This window comes from Arthrobacter sp. Y3221087, assembly GCF_059089905.1.
In genome coordinates this window covers 212,062-233,101 of record NZ_JBNHFE010000002.1, presented here as the reverse complement: position 1 = coordinate 233,101, position 21,040 = coordinate 212,062, and the positions used below count along the sequence as shown (strand labels likewise).

The following is a 21,040-nucleotide window of genomic DNA, read 5'->3' as shown; positions in this document are numbered from 1 at the left end:
CGAGGTTAGGGAGCAGCTGGGGAGGGAAACCCCTGAAACTGCCGCGCCCCTGTTCTCGGTGGTCAAGGGGCAGCCGGACGCCGAGGAACTGGCGGCGCTGACCGCCGTCGTACTCTCCCTGGGCGGTTCGGCACCTGCTCCGGCGCGCACGCCCACCGTCCGCCACTGGGTGCGGCGGCAGCAGCTGCGGCTCGCCCCCACACCGGGACCTGGCGCCTGGAAGCGCAGCCGGGGCTGACCGGCCCACCGCAAAGCCACCCGGGTGCTTTGCTTACCTCCGGACCCCCGTTAGTCTCGGGAGGTGACTACCGAGACCGCTCCTGCCGCCCGCCCTCACACCCGCATTGACGCCGTGGCGGACGCGTACACCGACACGCTCGTCAGCCTGAACCCATCGCTGGCCACAACACTGGGCGTGCCGGGACACGAGACCGAATTCCAGGACTTCTCCCCCGCAGGCATCGCGGGGTTCGCCGAGGCCGCGCGGAAGGCCCTGTCCGACCTGGAAGGGCTGGAGCCCCAGGACGAGGTGGACACCGTCACGCTGGATGCCATGCAGGAGCGGCTCGTCCTGCAGCTGCTTATCCACGCCTCCGGCTGGGACTACGCCGACCTCAACAACATCGCCTCGCCCGCCCAGGACATCCGGTCGATTTTCGACCTGATGCCCACGGCCACCGAACAGGACTGGGCGAATATCGCCGGCCGCGCGCACAACGTGCCCGGCGCCATCGCCGGCTACATCGAATCCCTGCGGTCCGCCCGCGACGCCGGCCGGGTCGCCGCCGCCCGCCAGGTGAAGATCGTCATTGACCAGGCCACCAGGTACGCGGCTGCTGACGGCTTCTTCGCCAAGCTTGCCGCCGGTGCTGCCACGGCCGTGGGGCCGCTGGGGGCGAACGTGCAGCAAAAGCTCGACGCCGGTTCGGTCGCCGCCCGCGGTGCCTACACCCGGCTCGCCGAATTCCTCCGCGACGAACTGCTTCCTGCCGCCCCGGAAAAAGACGCCGTGGGCCGGGCACGCTACGCCCTCGCCTCCCGGGCTTTCCTCGGCGCCGTCGTGGACCTGGACGAAACGTATGCCTGGGGCGTGCAGGAGCTGGACCGCATCATCGCAGAGCAGGAGGAAGTGGCCGCCGCCATCAAGCCGGGTGCGGGCATTGCCGAGGCGAAGGAGATCCTCAACAGCGACCCTGCCCGCCGGCTCAAAGGCACCGAGGCGCTGCGGGAATGGATGCAGGAACTCTCGGACAAGGCCGTGGCCGAACTCGCCGGCGTGCACTTCGACATTCCGGACGTCATGAAGAAGCTGGAGTGCCTGATCGCGCCCACGGACGAGGGTGGCATCTACTACACCGGCCCTTCCGATGACTTCAGCAGGCCCGGCCGGATGTGGTGGTCCGTGCCGGCCGGCGAGGACTCCTTCACCACCTGGGCGGAAACCACCACCGTCTACCACGAAGGCGTCCCGGGCCACCACCTCCAGGTGGCCACTGCCACCTACCGGCGTGAACTGCTGAACAAATGGCGCCGCAACATCTGCTGGACCTCGGGCCATGGCGAAGGATGGGCCCTCTATGCCGAACGACTGATGCAGGAACTGGGCTACCTCAACGACCCCGGCGACCACATGGGCATGCTGGACATGCAGCGGATGCGCGCGGCGCGCGTGGTGTTCGACATCGGCGTGCACCTGGAACTGGCTGTGCCCCCGCGCTGGGGCTCGGGAACCTGGACACCGGAAAAGGGGTACGGATTCCTGAAGCAGAACCTGGCCATCAGCGAGGGTCAGCTCGACTTCGAGTTCGCACGGTACCTCGGCTGGCCGGGCCAGGCCCCCTCCTACAAGGTGGGGCAGCGGCTTTGGGAACAGATCCGTGCCGAACTCGAGGCCCGGCCCGGATTCAACCTCAAGGACTTCCACACCCGCGCCCTCAACGTAGGTTCCGTGGGACTGGACACCCTGAGGCGGGCTCTGCTCGGGAGACATTAAGCACACCTTGGCCGGGAATAAGTAACAATGGGCGGTAAATTCCCCGGTTTTCCGCGGAACCTGATAGGGAAGAGCAAAAGAAGGCGCGTAATATTTCTCAACATGCTTTCGGCGTGATATGCGGAGTGGTCCTAGCGTAATCGGGTGAGCACATCGACCCGCCCCTCAGATACCGCAGGAAAGACCGGCTTCCAGCTCCCCAAGTGGGCTGGTTCATTCGGCTTCCAGATCATCGCCGCCCTCATCGTCGGTCTCGGACTCGGCCTGCTGGCCAAGTACACCGGCAGCACCAAGGCTGCTCCCAACGGCCTCGGCGCCACGCTGCAGACCATCGGTTCGAGCTACGTCTCCCTGCTGCAGACCGCCGTCGTTCCCCTGATCTTCACCGCAGTTGTCAGCTCCATCTCCAACCTGCGCCAGGTGTCCAACGCTGCGAAGCTCGCCTGGAACACCCTGCTCTGGTTCGCCATCACCTCGTTGATTGCCGTGCTGATCGGCATCGGCCTGGGCGTGCTCCTGCAGCCCGGCGCCAACACCGGGATCACCGAGGAGGCGAGGTACTCCGGCAAGTCAGGCGACTGGTGGTCCTTCCTCATCGGGCTGTTCCCCAAGAACTTCCTGGGCCTGGGTGCCACCTCCACGGTGGCTGAATCCGGCGCCGTCACCACGTCCGTAAGCTTCAACGTCCTGCAGATCCTGGTGATCGCCATCGCCGTCGGCGTGGCCGCGCTGAAGGTGGGCAAGGCGGCAGAACCCTTCCTGAACCTGAACGCCTCGGCCCTGGCCGTCATCCAGAAGGTGCTGTGGTGGATCATCCGCATCGCTCCCCTGGGCACCGTCGGGCTCATCGGCAACGCCGTGGCCGTTTACGGCTGGGACACCATCGGCTCGCTGGGCAAGTTCACGGCGGCCATCTACCTGGGCCTGGCCCTGGTGCTCTTCGTGGTGTACCCCGTCCTGGTCCGCACCCACGGGCTCTCCATCAAGCAGTACTTCTCCGGTGTCTGGCCGGCAGTGCAGCTCGCCTTCGTGTCCCGCTCCTCGGTGGGCACCCTGCCGCTCACGCAGCGGGTCACCGAACGCAGCCTGGGCGTTCCCCGCGGCTACGCCTCCTTCGCCGTGCCGCTGGGCGCCACCACCAAGATGGACGGCTGCGCCGCCATCTACCCGGCCATCGCCGCCATCTTCGTGGCACAGTTCTTCGGCATCCAGCTCGACTTCAGCCAGTACCTGCTGATCGCCCTGGTTTCCGTCCTGGGCTCGGCGGCCACCGCCGGAACCACCGGTGCGGTGGTGATGCTGACGCTGACCCTTTCCACGCTGGGACTGCCGCTGGCCGGCGTCGGCCTCCTGCTGGCCATCGACCCCATCCTTGACATGGGCCGCACCGCGGTGAACGTGGCAGGCCAGGCGCTGGTCCCCACCATCGTGGCCAAGCGCCAGGGCATCCTGGACGAGTCGCTGTACAACGCGCCGCGCAACGGCACCCCGTTCGTTGATGACAGTGACGCCGCTGCAGCACCGTCCGCCGGCACCCCGTCTGACGGAACCAGCACGGACACCGCACCCCGCGAACTGCAGGATGCGAAGGCCTAAGCCGCACCGAGTGTGATCAAAAGGAAGTCCCCGGGAAGAACATCCCGGAGGCTTCCTTTTGTTATGCCCAGATTCTGTGTGCCGGGTTTCCGGGCAGTGCCTGCCGCTGCCGATCCAGGTTCTGTGAAGGCTGTCAGCAACCTTTATTCGTGCTGTGAGAATAGTTGCCCGGAGTGCAAAGTTGCACGTAGTGTAAGAATGTGACTGCTGCCTCTCCTGCCCCCGCTGACCCGGCCGCGCCTCCCTCCCGGCGCGAGCTCAACAAGGCCGCCACCCGCCAGGCGATCACCGACGCCGCGCTTGGCCTTCTGCGGACCAACGGTCCCGGCAACTTCACGGCCGAAGACATTGCCGAGGCCGCCGGAATCTCGCGGCGCACGTTCTTCAACTACTTCAGCAGCACGGACGCTGCCCTGGCCTCCATCACGCATGCTTTCCTGGACAACGCCATCCAGCAACTGAGGCTCCGGCCCGCGGACGAACCTGTCCTGGATTCCGCCCAGGCCGCGCTGATGGCCCTCGCGGATCCGAAAGCCATCGCACCCCTTGCCGAGCTGTTCACGCTGACCCGGCAGAGCCCGCTCATGTCGCATACCGAGCTTGAAGCCTGGGACCACTGCAGGGCACAGGTCTTCGCCATCGCCCGCGAGCGGGTGGCGGGCCGGCGCGGCGGGCAGGACGACCTGTACATCCACGCCCTTGCGGGCTCCGTCATCTCCTGCGGCAAGGCGGCCCTGGAAGTCTGGTTCGGCCGCCGCGGCCCGGACCTCTCCCCCGCCTCCCTCGCAGAGCTGCGCCAGCTGCTCATCGACGCCATGGCCCTGCTGGGCGCCGGCTTCAACGCTTCCCCGTCAGACTCCCGTTCCTCCTGATCAGATCGGTTCCCTCATGGCACTGTTCCTTTACCGCCTTGGCAAGTTCTCCTACCGCCGGCGCTGGCTGGTCATCGCACTGTGGCTGGCCGCCCTGGTGGCTGTTGGCGGTTCCGCCGCGGCCTTCCACGGCACCCTTTCCAACAACTTCCAGATCCCGGGCACCGAAACCCAGCGGATCGCGGACAAACTGAAAGAGGACCTGCCCTCGGCCTCCGGCGGCACCGCCACCATTGTTTTCGAAGCCCCGGAGGGCGGCTTCACGGACGAGGGCCGGGCCGCCGTCACCGGCGCGCTGCAGGAGCTCGAGACCCTGCCGGACGTGCGCGGAACCGTGGACCCCTTCGCCACCCAGGCGCAGGTGGACCAGGCAGGACAGGCGGTCACCGAGGGCCTGCAACAGCTTGCGGCCGGCCAGGCACAGCTTGACGCCTCCCGCGCCGCACTTGAGGCCGGCAAGGCTCAGCTGGAGGCGGCCGAACAGCAGCTGGCCGCGGCCGGCGCCCCGGCTGCCCTGGTGGAAGCCCAGCTGGGACAGCAGAAAGCGGAGCTGGCGGCAGGCCAGGCCAGGCTCCAGGCCGGCCAGCAGGAGCTCGAGGCAAACAAGGCGAAGCTGGAACTGGGCAAGCGCCAGGCAGAAGCATCGTCCGCCATCCGGTTCGTGTCCGAGGACGGCCGGGCCGCCGTCGCGCAGGTGCAGTTCAACGCCTCCATCAACGGGCTGAGCCCCGAAACCCGGCAGCAGGTGCAGGACATCGCGCACGGAACCTCCTCCGCTGGCGTCACCGCACTGGCCAGCAAGGAAATCACCGAGGACATCTCCGAACTCTTCGGCGCCGCCGAGATCATCGGCATCGCCGTGGCGGCCCTGGTGCTGATCATCATGCTCGGAACGCTGGTGGCGGCCGGCCTGCCCCTGCTCATGGCGGTGGTGGGCGTAGGCGTGGGCGTCGGGACCACCTTCGCGCTGTCCGGCCTCTTCGACATGAGCTCCATCTCGCCCATGCTGGCCCTCATGCTTGGCCTGGCCGTGGGCATCGACTACTCGCTGTTCATCGTGAACCGGCACCGCACCCAGCTCCTGGCCGGGATGGACCCTGAGGAGTCCGTTGCGCGCGCCACCGGCACGTCCGGCAATGCCGTGGTGTTTGCCGGCCTTACGGTCATCATCGCCCTCGCAGCCCTTGTGGTTCCCGGGCTGCCGTTCCTCGCGGTCATGGGCCTCGCGGCCGCCGGCACCGTAGCCGTGGCGGTCCTCGTGGCCATCACCCTCACCCCGGCCATGCTGTCGCTGATTGGCCGCCGGATCATTTCCCGGCGGGCCTGGGCCAAGGCGGAGGCGCACAGTGCCGAGCCCGGGCACGAGGCCGCGGACGAGGCGGCCGACCGTGAACGCAGCACACATGGCTGGGGCGGCCTGGTCACCCGGCATCCGGTGCTGGCCCTGCTCGCCGGAGTGGCCCTGCTGGGAACCCTTGCCCTGCCCGCCGCCCAGCTGCAGCTCGCCCTGCCCGACGGCGGTTCGGAACCCGTGGAATCCGAGGCCTACCAGGCCTACGACCTGACAGCCCGGAGCTTCGGCGAAGGCGTCACCGGCCCCATCGTGGCCGTGGGCGAGTTCCCCGCCAACCTTGACGAGGCCCAGGCGCAGGCCCTGCAATACGACGTCGCGGACAAACTGCGCTCTGTCGATAACGTGGTGGCCGCCGTGCCCGTCGCGCTCAGCGAGGACCGCCGGACGGCCGTCTTCCAGGTCATCCCCAAAGAAGGCCCGGCCAGCGCAAGCACCGTCCAGGTGGTCTCGGAACTGCGCGGCCTGAACGATGAGATCCAGGCAGAACACAACGTGTCCATGGGCCTCACCGGCCAGACCGCCGGCAACATCGATGTCTCCACCAAGCTCGGCGAGGCCCTGCCGCCCTACCTGGCAATCGTCGTCGGCCTTTCCCTGATCCTGCTGCTGCTCGTGTTCCGCTCCATCGTGGTTCCGCTGCTCGCCACCGGCGGATTCCTGCTCTCCCTCGCCGCGGCCTTCGGCGCCGTGGTGGCCGTGTACCAGTGGGGGTGGCTGGGAGGCGTGTTCGACGTCGCCAACCCCGGGGCGGTCCTGAGCTTCCTGCCCATCATCCTGATCGGAGTCCTGTTCGGGCTGGCCATGGACTACCAGGTGTTCATCGCCTCCGGCATGCGCGAGGCCTACATGCACGGCTCGTCCGCCAAGGAAGCAGTACGGGTGGGCTTCCGGCACGCCGCTGCGGTGGTCACAGCCGCCGCCATCATCATGGTGAGTGTGTTCGCCGGCTTCATCTTCAGCCACCTCACCATGGTGCGGCCGCTCGGCTTTGCGATGGCCTTCGGTGTCCTCCTCGACGCCTTCGTGGTCCGCATGACCATCGTCCCGGCGGTCATGTACCTGCTGGGCGAAAAGTCCTGGTGGCTGCCCCGCTGGCTGGACCGGATCCTGCCGGACGTGGACGTGGAGGGGGCCAGGCTTCGCCGGCCGGAGGCTGCGGAGGCATCGGGCGAGCTGGTCCACTGACTCCGGCTCCGGTGCCCGCGGGCGGGACGGACTAGGCTGGAGGCGTGGTCCGCCTGATACTTGCTTCCCAGTCCCCCGCCCGCACCAAGCTCCTGGCCGAGGCCGGCATCCAACATTCGGTCCTGGTCTCGGACGTGGACGAGGCCGCCGTCCAGGCACACTACGGCGTCACCGACCCGCACGACACCGCGCTGCTCCTTGCCCGGGCCAAGGCCGAAGCCGTGGCGGCACTGCCCGAAGCCGACGGCGCGCTGGTTCTTGGTTGCGATTCGGTTTTCGAGTTTGACGGCGAGGCACACGGCAAGCCCTATACAGCGGACATTGCGCGCGAGCGGATGCTCCGGATGAGCGGCAACGCGGGAGTCCTGCACACCGGGCATTGGCTGGTGGACTGCCGGGACACAGACGGGGACGACGACGGCGGGGAGCCCGGCTCGGGCGCCACGCTTGGAGCGGTCGCCTCCGCCGAGGTCGCGTTCATGGAAATGGAACCTGAGGAGATCGACGCGTACATCGCCACCGGCGAGCCCCTGCACTGCGCCGGCTCCTTCACGATAGATGGCCTCGGCGGGGCGTTCATCCGGAAGGTGGACGGGGACCCGCACGCCGTCGTCGGCCTTTCCGTCTCCACCCTCCGGGGCCTGCTCGCCTCCGCTCACGTCCGCATCACCGACCTCTGGCCCGCGCCATAAATCATCACCATTTCGAGGCATCTTGTAGCTTCCCTACAAAGCCTTCCCGGTTTACACGCGGATTCCGCAAGTAATATCGGCGAAACCTCCAAAAGCGCGCTAGGCTCCCTCAAGGAAAGAAGGAGACGCCTTGTCAGCAAATTTGGAGCAGTCCGCAGGAACCACGCAGTCGACCCTCACAAAGGTGCTGATCGCAAACCGCGGTGAAATCGCCGTCCGCATCATCCGCGCCGCCCGCGATGAAGGCATCGCATCCGTGGCCGTCTACGCCGACCCGGACCGCGACGCCCTGCACGTCCGCCTCGCTGACGAGGCTTACGCCTTGGGTGGCAACACTGCAGCCGAGTCCTACCTGCTGATGGACAAGATCATTGACGCTGCCCGGCAGTCCGGCGCGGACGCGATCCACCCCGGCTACGGCTTCCTGGCCGAAAACGCCCAGTTCGCCGCGCGCGTGATCGAGGCCGGGATCACCTGGATCGGGCCGTCCCCGGAGGCCATCTCCGCCCTCGGCGACAAAGTCCAGGCCCGGCACATCGCCGAAAAGGTGGGCGCTCCCCTGGTTCCCGGCACGGCCGATCCCGTGGAATCCGCCGAAGAGATCCTGGCTTTCGTGGACCAGCACGGCCTTCCTGTGGCCATCAAGGCGGCCTTCGGTGGTGGCGGCCGCGGCATCAAGGTGGCACGGACCCGCGAGGAGATCCCTGAGCTCTACGATTCCGCCGTCCGTGAAGCCACTGCGTCCTTCGGCCGCGGCGAGTGCTTCATTGAGCGCTTCCTGGACGCGCCCCGCCACGTTGAAACGCAGTGCCTTGCCGACGCCCACGGCAACGTGGTGGTGGTTTCCACCCGTGACTGCTCGCTGCAGCGCCGCAACCAGAAACTCGTGGAGGAAGCGCCTGCCCCGTTCCTGACGGAGGAGCAGAACCGGCGGCTCTACGAATCCTCCAAGGCGATCCTCAAGGAAGCCGGCTACCTCGGTGCCGGCACCTGCGAGTTCCTGGTGGGCCAGGACGGCACCATCTCTTTCCTCGAAGTGAACACCCGGCTCCAGGTGGAGCACTGCGTCTCCGAAGAAGTCACCGGCATCGACCTGGTCCGCGAGCAGTTCCGGCTGGCCCGCGGCGAGAAGCTCGGCTACGGCGACCCCGAGGTCCGCGGCCACTCGTTCGAGTTCCGCATCACCGGCGAGGACCCGGGCCGGAACTTCATGCCCGCCCCGGGAACAATCCGGGTTTTGAAGAACCCCACCGGCCCCGGCGTCCGCATCGATTCCGGCATTGAGCAGGGTGACGTGATCAGTGGCAATTTCGACTCCATGCTGTCCAAGCTGATTGTCACCGGTGCCAGCCGGCCGCAGGCCCTGCAGCGCGCCCGCCGTGCCCTGGAGGAAATGGTGGTGGAGGGTATCCCCACCGTCATCCCGTTCGATCTGGCAGTGGTTTCCGATCCCGCGTTCGCCCCGGCAGAGGGCCCGTTCAAGGTCCACACCCGCTGGATCGAGACGGAATTCACCAACAACCTGCCGGCTTGGACCCCTGACGGCATCGCCGAAAGCGAAGCTGCCGAGGACCGCCAGCGCGTGGTGGTCGAGGTGGGCGGCAAGCGCCTCGAAGTAGTGCTGCCCGCGTCGCTGGCTTCGGCAGGCACGGGATCGGCGGTGGCGGCCAAGCCCGCCAAGTCCAAGAAGCGGTCCCGCTCCGGCGGCCCGGCCGCGGCGACCGGCAACGCCCTCGCCTCTCCCATGCAGGGCACCATTGTGAAGGTGGCGGTGGCCGACGGCGACATCGTGGCCGAGGGTGACCTGGTGGTGGTCCTGGAGGCCATGAAGATGGAACAGCCCCTGACCGCGCACCGCTCCGGCACCATCACGGGCCTCACCGCAGCAGCCGGCGAAACGGTCAGTGCCGGCGCCGTCATCGCCATCATCGAAGACTAGCCGCCGGAGGCAATCATGCTCGCACCCAGCTTTCAGGAAGAAGTGGACCGCTACCACGCTGCGGTTCCCGAGATCACCCGGGGCAACCCGGAACCCATCAAAGAGCTGTACTCGCGGCTCGACGACGTCACCCTGGCCAACCCCTTCGGCGGCGTCGCCCGGGGCTGGGCCCAGGTGGAGGCCCGGCTTGACCAGGCCGCCCGGCAGTTCCAGGACGGCGAGATGCTCGGTTTCGACACCATCACGTCCTACAAGGCCAGCAACACGGCGTTCCTGGTGGAAACCGAACACTTCCGTGCCCGCCTTGACGGTGCCGGCGTCGCCGAGGAGTTTGCGCTCCGGGTGACCAGCGTGTTCCGCCGCGAGGAAGGCTACTGGAAGCTGGTGCACCGGCATGCCGATCCCGCTGCCAGGCCGCAGTCACGCCGTTCCCTGAGCCAGCCGGCCAACAGCTGACAGGCGGCCGCGCAGCAGGGCACACTTAGCAGATGCTGCCATTCCTGCTGCTCGCATCCAGGGCCGAAGATGCCGCGGCCGAGGACGAGTACGACGCGTATCTCCGGTACGGCGGCCTGGAGCCGCAGGAACTCCACCGGATCCGGCTGGAGGCGGCGCCGATGCCCGGCCTTGACCTCTCGCGTTACTCCGGCGTGATTGTGGGCGGCAGCCCGTTCACGTCCAGTGACCCGCCGGCGGAGAAGACTGCTGTGCAGCACCGGGTGGAGCGTGAGCTTTCCGGGCTGCTGGATGAGCTGGTGGCACGGGACTTCCCCTTCCTCGGGGCCTGCTACGGCGTGGGGACCCTCGGCAGGCATCAGGGCGCCGTGATCGACCGGACCTACGGCGAACCGCTGGGCGGCGTCGAGATTGAACTTACCGACGCCGGCCTGGGGGACCCGCTGCTCGAGGGGATGCCGCCGAGCTTTCCGGCGTTCACCGGGCACAAGGAGGCCTGCACTGTCCTGCCGCCGCACGCCGTGCTGCTGGCGCGGTCCGCGGCCTGCCCGGTCCACATGTTCCGCATCCGGAAAAACCTGTATGCCACCCAGTTCCACCCTGAGCTGGATGTGGAGGGCCTCGTCACCCGGATCGACATCTACCGGTATGCGGGCTACTTTCCGCCTGAATCGGCTGAGGAGCTGATGGACAAGGCCCGGCAGTACACCGTGACGGAACCCATGAAGATCCTGCGGAACTTCGTGGCCCGCTACGCCCGGTGACCTGCACTATCCGCCGTGCTTTCCCGCCCGGTTACTGCGCCCCGAACAACGAAATGCCCGGCGCACTCCCCTGTTGACGGGGAACGCGCCGGGCACTTCAGCCACTAACCGGGCCGGAACGCACGGGACCGGATATCAGGCCACGTTGTTCTCGTAATCCACGTCGCGGGTTTCCTTGCTCACGAACAGGGCGATCAGCGTGAGCACGGCCATGGCGGTCAGGTAGACGCCCACCAGGACGGGGCTGCCGTCCGCCGCTTCCCACAGTGCGACGGCGATGAAGGGCGCCACCGCTGCGCCGAGGATGCTGGAGAAGTTGTAGCTGACCGCGGATCCGGTGTACCGGACGTTGGTGGGGAACAGTTCGGGCAACAGCGCACCCATGGGGCCGAACGTGAGGCCCATCAGCGAGAACCCGATGACCAGCAGCGCCATGGTGCCAACGAACCCGCCGCTGAAGAGCGGAACGAACAGTAGGCCAAACACGAAGATGCCTCCGGTCACCGCGAGGAGCATCTTGCGGCGGCCGTACTTCTCCGCCAGCGGCCCGGAGACGAGGGTGAAGATACCGAAGAACACGACGCCGGCGATCAGCATCCAGAGGAAGTCGTTGCGGGTGTAGCCCAGGCCGGGCACGAACGCTGCAGCGGCGGCCTCGGTCATCGGCTTGCCGGCCTTCTCGGCGGCAGCGCGGGCAGCCTCAAGGCTGGCCGGTCGGGTGCCGTAGGTCAGGGTGAACGTGGTCATCAGGTAGAAGAGCACGTAGGTGGCGAGCATGATGAACGTTCCCAGGATCAGCTGGCGCCAGCTGGTCTTGAACACGCGGCCCAGGGGAAGCTTTGCCACCTCGTTGGACTCGAGCACCTTGGTGAAGGCTGGGGTTTCGATCAGCTTCAGGCGGACGTACAGGCCGATGATCACCATGACGGCGCTGAGCAGGAACGGCACACGCCAGCCCCATGCCATGAAGTCAGCCGGGGACAATGCGTAGCTGAACACCAGGAAGATGACGTTCGCGATGATGAAGCCGATGGGCGCGCCCAACTGGGGGAAGGTTCCGTAGATTGCACGCTTGTTGGCCGGCGCGTTCTCGGTGGCCAGCAGGGCTGCGCCGCTCCATTCACCGCCGAGGGCCAGGCCCTGCGCAAACCGCATGACCACCAGCAGCGCGGGAGCCCAGAACGCCCAGCCGGGCACCAGCGCCGTGGGCAGGCAGCCGATCAGGAAGGTGGCGATACCCATGGTCAGCAGCGAGGCGACCAAGGTGCCCTTGCGGCCGAACTTGTCGCCGAAGTGGCCGAAGACAATCGAGCCCAGCGGCCGGGCGATGAACGCGACGCCGAACACGGCGAAGGAGCTCAGGAGCTGGGTGGTCTCGTTCTGGTTGGGGAAGAACAGCTGCGGGAACACGAGGACCGCGGCTGTGGCGTAGACATAGAAGTCGTAGAACTCAACCGTGGTGCCAATCAGGCTGGCGACGATCACGCGGCCCCGGGAGTTCACCGGCTGGGGTGCGCCCGGCAGCGCGGACGTATCGGTGGAAGACATAAAGGTAAACGCTTTCGTGAGAACCCGCCGGACGCAGGGATAGCCCCCGGCTCGAAATAGTTAGAGTTCGATCTTAGTTCCCGTGGTCCAGTGAATGGACGAAAAGTCCAGGATGCGGACGCGTGTCGTCCGTCTCATTGTGTGGAGCCGCGGGACATCCTAACGATGGCCCTGGCGGGCCGATAGGCAAATGTCACAACGCGTTAACATCCGGCGTCGGTCCGTGAAACGCGCCGTCCCTACCTTGGAAGGACAACATCCCCCGAAGGAGGTAACCCGTGACTGTCGACCGCACCGCAGATGCCGGCACTGGCAATTCCCTGGACCTTGACGATGCACAAGGGCCAGCAGCCGCATCCGCCAGCGCACAGCCCGGCACTACCCGCACCACCGACGCCCCCGCCCTTGAATTCCGTCCCGGCCGCTGGATTGCCAACTGGGATGCCGAAAACAAGGAGCAGTGGGAAGCCGCAGGCCGCTCCATCGCCCGCCGCAACCTGAACTGGTCCATCTTCGCCGAGTTCCTCGGCTTCGTCGTGTGGCAGCTGTGGTCCATCGTGGTGGTCCAGCTCCCCTCCGCCGGCTTCGCCTTCTCCACGTCGGAAATCTTCTGGCTCATCTCCATGCCCAGCCTGGTGGGCGCCACACTCCGCATCCCCTACACCTTCATGGTCCCCCGCTTCGGCGGCCGCAACTGGACCATCGTCTCCGCCCTGCTGCTCCTGATCCCCTCCATCGGCCTGGCCCTGTGCGTCTCCAACCCGGAAACGCCGTTCGGTGTCATGCTGCTGATCGCCGCCCTGGCCGGTTTCGGCGGTGGCAACTTCGCCAGCTCCATGGCGAACATCACCTTCTTCTACCCGGCCCGCGAAAAGGGCTGGGCGCTGGGCCTGAACGCCGCCGGCGGCAACATGGGTGCCGCCGTCGCGCAGCTCGCCGTCCCGATCGCCATCACGCTCCTGGCCGCCGGCACCGTCAACCTGCCCATCGCAGGCTTGATGTGGGTTCCGCTCATCCTGCTCGCCGCCTTCGGCGCCTGGAAGTACATGGACAACCTCACCAGCGCCAAGGGTGACGTGGCCGGCTCCGTCGCGGCGCTCAAGGAACCGCACCTGTGGATCATGGCGCTGCTGTACATCGGCACCTTCGGCTCCTTCATCGGCTTCGCCGGCGTGTTCCCCAAGCTGATCAAGGACTACTTCCCGGAGTTCTCCTCAATCGCCGTCGGTACCGTCGCCCTGTCGCTCGCATTCCTCGGGCCCCTGGTGGGCTCCCTGGCCCGCCCCTACGGCGGACGCATGGCCGACCGCATGGGCGGGGCCCGGATGACCGTTACGGCCTTCGCCGCGATGGGCGTCATCACGCTGACCATGATCTGGACCCTGCCGCTGAAGAACTTCTGGCTCTTCCTGGCCCTCTTCCTGATGCTCTTCACCGCCAGCGGCTTCGGAAACGGTGCCACCTACCGCATGATCCCGGTCATCTTCGCCACCTCCAGCCGGGCAGCCAAATCCGGGGCAAGCTCGGTGGCCACCCAGCGCCTGGCGTCCTCGGCGCTGGGCCTGATCTCCGCGATCGGCGCCTACGGCGGCTTCGTCATCCCGCAGGTGCTGAACGCATCGAACGCGGCCAGCGGCTCCTACACCCCCGCCTTCTACGGCTTCGTCGCGGCCTACGCCCTGATGCTCGCCGTCTGCTGGTTCTGCTACATCCGCAACGCCAACCGAAATGCGATGGGACACGTCTAACATGACCAACAGCGCCGACACGCACTGCCCTTACTGCGCCCTGCAGTGCGCCATGACGCTCACGTCTCCAGCGGAACTGGCCCCGGCTCCCCAGCCGGGGCCAGTCCCCGTGCCGCTCCTGCCCACCCTGCGGTCCTCCGCCCCGGCAGCTGCGGCAACGGCTGCCCTTGAAGTCAGCGGACGCGATTTCCCCACGAACCGGGGCGGCCTGTGCCGCAAGGGCTGGACCTCCGCAACGCTCCTGAACCACCCGGGCCGGATCACCGAGCCCCTCCTCAAAGGTGCCGACGGCGTGCACCGGCCCATCAGCTGGGACCGTGCCCTGGACCTCGCCGCATCCGCCGTCCGGGACGCACGCGCACGCTACGGTGCCGACGCCGTCGGCGTCTTCGGCGGCGGCGGCCTCACCAACGAAAAGGCATACATGCTGGGCAAATTCGCCCGGCTGGCCCTGCGCACCTCGCGCATCGACTACAACGGCCGCTTCTGCATGTCCTCCGCGGCGGCCGCCGGAATGCGCGCCTTCGGCGTGGACCGCGGCCTGCCCTTCCCGCTGGAAGCCCTCGACGCCGCCAGCACCATCCTCATGCTTGGCTCCAACGTGGCCGAAACCATGCCGCCCTTCGTCCAGCACCTCAAGGGAGCGCGCGACGCCGGCGGGCTGATTGTGGTGGATCCGCGGCGCTCCGCCACAGCCGACTTCACGGCCGACGGCGGCGGCCTCCACCTCCAGCCCCTGCCGGGCACCGACCTCACCCTCCTGCTGGGCATCTCCCACGTGGTCATCCACGAAGGCCTGGTGGACACCGCCTTCATCGAGGAACGCACCTCGGGCTACAGCGCCGTGGTCCGCAGCGTCAACTCCTTCTGGCCCGAACGCGTCCAGTCCCTCACGGGCGTCCCCGCCGACCTGGTCCGGGAGACCGCCCGCAGGCTTGCCGCCGGCGCCCGCCAAGGCGGCAGCTACATCCTCACCGGCCGCGGCGTGGAACAGCACACCGACGGCACCGACACCGCCACCGCGGCCATCAACCTCAGCCTCCTGCTGGGCCTGCCCGGTTCCGCACGCAGCGGCTACGGCACCCTGACCGGCCAGGGGAACGGCCAGGGCGGCCGCGAGCACGGCCAGAAGGCCGACCAGCTGCCCGGCTACCGCAAGATCACCGACCCCGCCGCCCGCGCCCATATGGCCCGCGTCTGGGGCGTTCCGGAGGAAACCATTCCCGGTCCCGGCCTGCCTGCGGTCCAGCTGCTGAAGTCGCTGGGCCAGCCCGACGGCGTCCGGTGCCTTTTCATCCACGCCTCCAACGTGGTGGTGGCCTCCCCCGACGCGAACGCCGTGACCACCGGCCTGCGGAGCCTGGACTTCCTGGTGGTCTGTGACTTCTTCATGTCGGAGACCGCCGCGGAGGCCGATCTCATCCTCCCGGTGCTCCAGTGGGCGGAGGAGGAAGGCACCCTCACCAACCTCGAGGGACGGGTCCTCCGCCGCCGCCGCGCCCTGGCCCCGCCCGCCGGCGCCCGCAGCGAACTGTGGATCATGGCACGTCTGGCGGAGCGGCTGGACGCCCCGTCCACCTACAGCGAGGACCCCGAAACCGTCTTCGAGGAACTGCGGCTCGCCTCCGCCGGTGGCCTGGCCGACTACGCAGGCATCGATTACGCCATGCTGGACCGCGGGGAAGCTGCCTACTGGCCCTACCCTGCCGGCAGCACCGGCACGCCCCGGCTGTTCCGGGACCGCTTCGCCCACCCCGACGGCAAAGCCGTGATGACCCCCGTGGTCCCCCGCCGCCGTCGTACGCCTGCCCCCAGCCCTGACCCCGCAGCGAAAACCATGACCCTCATCACCGGCCGGCTGCTGGAGCACTACCAGTCCGGTGCGCAGACACGGCGTGTCACCGAGCTGCTGGCGTCCCAGCCGGAGGCCAAGGTCCAGGTCCACCCCGCTGCCGCCGAGGCCATGGGCATCACGGCCGATTCCCTCGTGTCCGTGGCCAACGAGCGCGGCGAGGTGGTGTGCAAGGCCGAGCTCAGCAACGACATCAGGCCGGACACGGTCTTCCTGCCGTTCCACTTCCCCGGACTGGGCAGCGCAAACCGCCTGACCGAGGCGGCCACGGACCCCACGTCCGGGATGCCTGAGTTCAAGTTCAACAAGGTTTGGGTGCGGGCCGTGGCTGCACCCCTTTCCAGCAAGATGCTTCAAACGACGGAGGCCCCATGAGCGAGCAGGTTGTCATTGTTGGATTCGGCCCGGTGGCTGCCCGGCTGGTTGACGAACTCCTCCCCGCCGTACGTGCGGGGCACGTGGGGCTGACCGTGGTGGGCGAGGAAGCTGAAGCCGCCTACAACCGCGTCCTGGTGGCGGACCTGGGCGTTGGCCGCACCACAGCCGATGCCCTCGCCCTCTCCGACGCCGCCGCATTGGTGGCCGAAGGCGTTGACGTCCGCCTCGGTGTCCGGGTCCGGCGCGTGGACCGCGCCCGGCAGCAGGTCCTCCTTTCCGGTGGCGACTCCGTCCACTACGACCGGCTGGTGTTCGCCACCGGTTCACGGCCGGTCATCCCCAACCTGACGGGCATCAACCCGGACCCCGCCTCCCCCGTCCTGCCGGCCGGTGTGACGGCCCTGCGCGACCTTCGCGACGCTGACGTGCTCCGCCGGGCGGTGGACGGCGGCAAGCGTGTGGTGGTCCTGGGCGGCGGCGTCCTGGGCCTGGAAACAGCCCTTGCCGCGGCCGAGGAAGGCGCCACCGTGACGGTGGTCCACAATGGCCCGCACCCGCTGGGACGCAACATCGACCGGGGCGGCGGCGCCGTCCTGGCCGCGGGGCTGCGCCACTGCGGCGTGCGGATGGCTGGAAACGCGCGCTCCACCGGGGTTGAGCACAACGCTCCCGACGGCGGTTTCTCGGCGCTGCTGCTCGACGACGGTTCGGCGATTGACGGGGACCTCCTGGTCATCTCGTGCGGCGTCCGCCCCCGCACCGAACTGGCCGAAGGCTGCGGGCTCTCCACCGCAGCCGGCATCCTGGTGGACCACCGGCTCCGCGCCCACCATGAACCGCACATCTTCGCCATCGGCGACTGCGCGGAGGTGCGCTGCCCGGACCCGGACTGCGCGGCCTGCCGCAACGCCAAGGGTCCATCCGGCCTGGTGGGTCCCGGCTGGCGCCAGGCCGAATGGCTGGCAGAGTACCTGGCCCTGCTCGCCAACGGCGCGGTCGATGACGCCGAAGTCCTGCCGGAACTGCCGGCCGAACAGCCCGGCGTGATCGTCCTGAAAGCGCGCGGCCTGAACATGGCTGTGGCCGGCGACAACAGCGCCGATCCCTGGGACGAGGAAGCCCTGAACGCCGGCGCTGCCAACGGGCGTCCCCGGCTCCAGGTGGCCCAGTGGGCGGATCCGGAACACGGCCGCTACGTGAAGATGACCACCCGGGGCGGCGTCCTGGAAGGGCTGGTGGCCGTGGGCATGCCACGGACCGCCGCCGAACTGGTGGGGCTGTTTGAGCGTTCGGCCGAGCTGCCGGCGGACCGGTCGCTGCTGCTGCGGCTGGACGGGCCGGACCAGCTGCCCGGAGCCGGTACCGCCGATCCTGCGGGCACCGTGTGCCGCTGCGCGGGCGTCAGCGGCTCTGCCATCCAGGACGCCGTCTCGGAGGGCTGCTCCACCGTGGCCGAGGTCTCCAAGGCAACCCGCGCCGGAACCGGCTGCGGCGGCTGCCACGAAGACATCAGGGGGCTGATCGAAAAACATTTTCAGGCGGTCTCAGCCACCTAAGTAAGGGGCCGCGCCCCGCCCGACCGCAGGATCAATGCGGGTTTCCACGATGATTTGCCTAACTCCTGTTGCAGGTTATTACCAGTCAGTAGCGTTCCCGATACGGGCCCGTCCCGATGTATGGGTTGGCCCCGTTTACGGGGCCAATTCATTGCTTTGTTTGCTACGCCGGCGCCTTCGGAATAATGATCCACAGCGCGATGTAAACCAGTTCGCCGATCCCCACCAGGCCGAAGATCACGAATCCCAACCGCACCAGGAACTTTGGAAGGCCGAACCGGGCCGAGAGTGCTGCGCAAACGCCGCCGATCATCTTGCCGCGGCGGGGCCGTTCAAGAGCCATTGCCATGATCCCGCCTACCCTTCAGCCCCGGCTTCGGCAGCGGCGGAGAATTCTCCGCCTGCCACTGCTTCCGCGTACTCGGTGAGGTCCGGCCCCGGTTGGAAGTCCACGAACTGCGGCTTCAGCTTCTCGTACAGGAACTTGTACACCTCGTCCTTGCCGGCGTCCGACAGTGACGATGCTGCTTCACGGACCGCTTCCTGCAGCGCCCTGTCGGCGTCCAACAGGATTTTCTCGCGTGCCTGCTCGTTCCACTTGACGTCCTGCAGTTCCATGGGATTCTCCTCGCGTCGTCGGCTGATGCAGGGACGGCCGGAGATTCGTAATCGGAATTCCCGGCCGGTCCTTGAAGGAGTCTATGCAGGCGGCCGCAGCAGGGTCCAGACTTTCCCGCCCCCTGCCGGTACCCCGCTGTTACAGGTGCACGTGCAGGCGCCGCGCCGCCTCGGAAATGGACCCGGTCAGCGACGGGTAGACGGTGAAGGTGCTGGCCACATCGTCCACATGCAGCTTCTGCTTCACGGCGATGGAAATGGGGAAGATCAGCTCCGAGGCGTTGGGCCCCACCACGACGCCGCCAATAACCGTGCCGGATCCCTTGCGGGCGAAGATCTTCACGAACCCGTCCCGGGCGTTGCGCATCTTGGCCCGGGCGTTGCTGCGCAGCGAAAGCTTCACCACATCGCCCTGGTACTTGCCCGAATCGATATCCGCTTCGGAGACCCCCACGTTGGCGATCTCGGGGGAAGTGAAGATGTTGGAAGCCACCTGGTGCAGCTTCAGCGGAGTAACGACGTCACCCATGAAGTGGGCGACGGCGATCCGGCCCTGCATGGCTGCCACGGAGGCCAGCGGCAGGACGCCGGTGCAGTCCCCGGCAGCGTAGATGTTCGGCGCACTGGTCCGGGAGACGCCGTCGACCTTGATATGGCCGCTCTCGCTCAGCGCCACGCCCGCCTCTTCCAGTCCGATGCCGGCGGTGTTGGGGATGGAGCCCAGGCAGAGCAGGCAGTGGCTGCCGGTCACCTTGGAGCCGTCGCTGAGGGTGACCACCACGCCGTCCTCCGTGCGTTCCACGGATTCCGCGCGTGAACGCGACATGACGCGGACGCCGCGGCGTTCGAACACTTCCTCCAGCACCACAGCGGCATCCACATCGGAACCAGGCAGCACGCGGTCGCGGCTGGAAACCAGCGTGACCTTTGAGCCAAGGCCGTTGTAGGCCGAGGCGAATTCCGCGCCGGTGACACCGGAGCCCACCACGATCAGGTCCTCGGGCAGCTCGTCCAGGTTATAGATCTGGGTCCAGTTGAGGACGCGTTCACCGTCCGGCCGGGCGGTGGGCAGCTCACGCGGATGCGCGCCGACGGCCAGCAGGATGGTGTCCGCCTCCACGATCTCGGTGCCGTCCAGGGTGATGACCTCGATGGTGTGGTTATCCAGCAGCCGGCCGGAACCGGTCAGGATGCGCACGCCCTGGCCCTCGAGTCCGTCGTGGATGTCCTTTGACTGGCTGCGGGCCAGGTTCAGCAGGCGGTCATTGATGTGCTTCAGGTCCGCGCGCATCACCGGGACGAAATCGCCGCCGTCGACGTCGAACTTCACGCCCAGCTCGCCTGCCTCGGCAACGCGCGTCATCAGGTCCGCTGTGGCGATCAGGGTCTTGGATGGCACAACGTCCGTCAGGACGGCGGATCCGCCCAGGCCTGCGCGCTCGATGATGGTGACCTGCGCTCCCAGCGAGGCGGCCACCATGGCGGCTTCGTATCCGCCCGGACCACCTCCCAGGATTGCGATCCGGGGTGAACTGAAATCTGGATGCGTAGTCACAATCAATCATTCTCGCCCATCACCGCCGCAGCACCAAGAATTCCACGCTCCGCCGCGGGCGCCTGTGGTGGGCGCAACAGGAGCGGCAGGATAACTTGTACTGGTGAGTACAACAGACTTCCTGAACACCGATCCCTTCGTCGCGGCCCGGGCCGCTGCCGATTACATCGCCGAAGAAACAGGAGTGGACCGCCACGACGTGGCGCTGGTGCTTGGCTCCGGCTGGGGCGCCGCAGCCGACCTGATCGGTGAAACCACGGCCACCCTTTCCGCCGAAGAAGTCCCCGGTTTCCACGCCCCCGCCGTGGAAGGGCATGTTGGCACCATCCGCTCGGTGCTGGCCAGGAACGGCAAGCGCGCCCTGGTCCTTGGCGCCAGGACGCATTACTACGAAGGCAAAGGGGTACGCGCCGTTGTGCACGGCATCCGCACCGCAGCCGCCGCAGGCTGCCGCACGCTGGTCCTCACCAACGGCTGCGGCGGACTCAACGAGGACTGGGCGCCCGGCACACCGGTACTCATCAAAGATCACATAAACCTCACCGCGGCATCCCCGCTGGAGGGGGCCACCTTCGTGGACCTGACAGATCTCTACTCCTCACGGGTCCGCAACCTTGCCCGCGAGGTGGACCCCACCCTCGACGAAGGGGTCTACGCCCAGTTCAGCGGGCCCCATTACGAGACGCCGGCGGAAGTGCAGTATGCCAAGCGGATTGGCGCAGACCTGGTAGGCATGTCGACCGCGCTGGAGGCCATCGCAGGCCGGCATGCCGGCATGGAGGTGTTCGGGATTTCGCTGGTCACCAACCTTGCCGCCGGCATCAGCCCGCAGCCGCTCAGCCACCAGGAGGTCATCGAATCGGGAGAGGCAGCAGGCCCGCGGATCTCCAGGCTCCTCGCCGATATCATCGCCAAGCTCTGAAAGAGGCGGCGC

At 67.6% G+C, this 21,040-nt stretch carries 17 protein-coding genes; 13 read left to right on the top strand and 4 right to left on the bottom strand.

Annotation, left to right across the window (positions count from 1 at the left end):
* The first annotated feature begins 16 nt into the window (after nucleotides 1-16).
* The 9 genes from AC5RUO_RS10765 to AC5RUO_RS10725 all read left to right on the top strand — a co-directional run bounded on the left by AC5RUO_RS10765 (nucleotide 17) and on the right by AC5RUO_RS10725 (nucleotide 10,851).
* Entirely contained in the window at nucleotides 17-238 is a 222-nt protein-coding gene (locus AC5RUO_RS10765; protein WP_494010699.1) for an acyl-CoA carboxylase subunit epsilon, read from the top strand.
* Between the two features lie 63 nt (nucleotides 239-301).
* The gene (locus tag AC5RUO_RS10760; RefSeq protein WP_494103496.1) at nucleotides 302-1,993 is read left to right on the top strand and encodes a DUF885 domain-containing protein; all 1,692 of its coding nucleotides are present in this window, start codon (nucleotides 302-304) and stop codon (nucleotides 1,991-1,993) included.
* A 144-nt stretch (nucleotides 1,994-2,137) separates the two neighbouring features.
* Entirely contained in the window at nucleotides 2,138-3,589 is a 1,452-nt protein-coding gene (locus AC5RUO_RS10755) for a dicarboxylate/amino acid:cation symporter (RefSeq protein ID WP_494103495.1), read from the top strand.
* 200 nt (nucleotides 3,590-3,789) lie between these two features.
* On the top strand, nucleotides 3,790-4,461 hold the full coding sequence (locus AC5RUO_RS10750; protein ID WP_494103494.1) for a TetR/AcrR family transcriptional regulator: 672 nt from the start codon (nucleotides 3,790-3,792) through the stop codon (nucleotides 4,459-4,461).
* 16 nt (nucleotides 4,462-4,477) lie between these two features.
* Entirely contained in the window at nucleotides 4,478-7,000 is a 2,523-nt protein-coding gene (locus tag AC5RUO_RS10745; protein WP_494103493.1) for an MMPL family transporter, read from the top strand.
* Nucleotides 7,001-7,044: 44 nt separating this feature from the next.
* Complete coding sequence (locus AC5RUO_RS10740; protein WP_494103492.1) at nucleotides 7,045-7,692, top strand: Maf family protein; 648 nt, start codon at nucleotides 7,045-7,047, stop codon at nucleotides 7,690-7,692.
* Nucleotides 7,693-7,822: 130 nt separating this feature from the next.
* Nucleotides 7,823-9,631 carry an acetyl/propionyl/methylcrotonyl-CoA carboxylase subunit alpha gene (locus AC5RUO_RS10735; protein ID WP_494010559.1) on the top strand — a complete coding sequence of 603 codons (1,809 nt, stop codon included), beginning with the start codon at nucleotides 7,823-7,825 and terminating at the stop codon, nucleotides 9,629-9,631.
* A 15-nt stretch (nucleotides 9,632-9,646) separates the two neighbouring features.
* Complete coding sequence (locus tag AC5RUO_RS10730) at nucleotides 9,647-10,087, top strand: YybH family protein (protein ID WP_494010560.1); 441 nt, start codon at nucleotides 9,647-9,649, stop codon at nucleotides 10,085-10,087.
* A 32-nt stretch (nucleotides 10,088-10,119) separates the two neighbouring features.
* Nucleotides 10,120-10,851: a glutamine amidotransferase gene (locus tag AC5RUO_RS10725; RefSeq protein ID WP_494103491.1), complete on the top strand. Its 732-nt coding sequence runs from the start codon at nucleotides 10,120-10,122 to the stop codon at nucleotides 10,849-10,851.
* 135 nt (nucleotides 10,852-10,986) lie between these two features.
* Here the strand turns inward: AC5RUO_RS10725 and AC5RUO_RS10720 are convergent, their stop codons facing one another.
* Nucleotides 10,987-12,399 (bottom strand): MFS transporter, encoded by a 1,413-nt coding sequence (locus tag AC5RUO_RS10720; RefSeq protein WP_494103490.1) that lies wholly within the window; start codon nucleotides 12,397-12,399, stop codon nucleotides 10,987-10,989.
* A gap of 278 nt (nucleotides 12,400-12,677) precedes the next feature.
* On the opposite strand from AC5RUO_RS10720, the gene AC5RUO_RS10715 reads away from it, so the two are divergent.
* The 3 genes from AC5RUO_RS10715 to AC5RUO_RS10705 are packed head-to-tail and all read left to right on the top strand — an operon-like array spanning nucleotide 12,678 to nucleotide 17,933.
* Nucleotides 12,678-14,147: an MFS transporter gene (locus tag AC5RUO_RS10715; protein ID WP_494103489.1), complete on the top strand. Its 1,470-nt coding sequence runs from the start codon at nucleotides 12,678-12,680 to the stop codon at nucleotides 14,145-14,147.
* A gap of 1 nt (nucleotide 14,148) precedes the next feature.
* Nucleotides 14,149-16,374 (top strand): molybdopterin oxidoreductase family protein, encoded by a 2,226-nt coding sequence (locus AC5RUO_RS10710; RefSeq protein WP_494103488.1) that lies wholly within the window; start codon nucleotides 14,149-14,151, stop codon nucleotides 16,372-16,374.
* Nucleotides 16,371-17,933 carry an FAD-dependent oxidoreductase gene (locus AC5RUO_RS10705; RefSeq protein ID WP_494103487.1) on the top strand — a complete coding sequence of 521 codons (1,563 nt, stop codon included), beginning with the start codon at nucleotides 16,371-16,373 and terminating at the stop codon, nucleotides 17,931-17,933. Before AC5RUO_RS10710 ends, AC5RUO_RS10705 begins: the two co-directional genes overlap by 4 nt.
* A gap of 163 nt (nucleotides 17,934-18,096) precedes the next feature.
* Here the strand turns inward: AC5RUO_RS10705 and AC5RUO_RS10700 are convergent, their stop codons facing one another.
* The 3 genes from AC5RUO_RS10700 to AC5RUO_RS10690 form a co-directional block, all read right to left on the bottom strand.
* Nucleotides 18,097-18,282 carry a PspC domain-containing protein gene (locus tag AC5RUO_RS10700; RefSeq protein ID WP_494010566.1) on the bottom strand — a complete coding sequence of 62 codons (186 nt, stop codon included), beginning with the start codon at nucleotides 18,280-18,282 and terminating at the stop codon, nucleotides 18,097-18,099.
* Nucleotides 18,283-18,290: 8 nt separating this feature from the next.
* Nucleotides 18,291-18,551 carry a hypothetical protein gene (locus AC5RUO_RS10695; RefSeq protein WP_494010567.1) on the bottom strand — a complete coding sequence of 87 codons (261 nt, stop codon included), beginning with the start codon at nucleotides 18,549-18,551 and terminating at the stop codon, nucleotides 18,291-18,293.
* Between the two features lie 139 nt (nucleotides 18,552-18,690).
* A complete protein-coding gene (locus AC5RUO_RS10690; protein ID WP_494010568.1) occupies nucleotides 18,691-20,106 on the bottom strand; it encodes an NAD(P)H-quinone dehydrogenase in 1,416 nt (471 codons plus the stop codon).
* 103 nt (nucleotides 20,107-20,209) lie between these two features.
* On the opposite strand from AC5RUO_RS10690, the gene AC5RUO_RS10685 reads away from it, so the two are divergent.
* A complete protein-coding gene (locus AC5RUO_RS10685; RefSeq protein ID WP_494103486.1) occupies nucleotides 20,210-21,028 on the top strand; it encodes a purine-nucleoside phosphorylase in 819 nt (272 codons plus the stop codon).
* Nucleotides 21,029-21,040 lie beyond the last annotated feature (12 nt).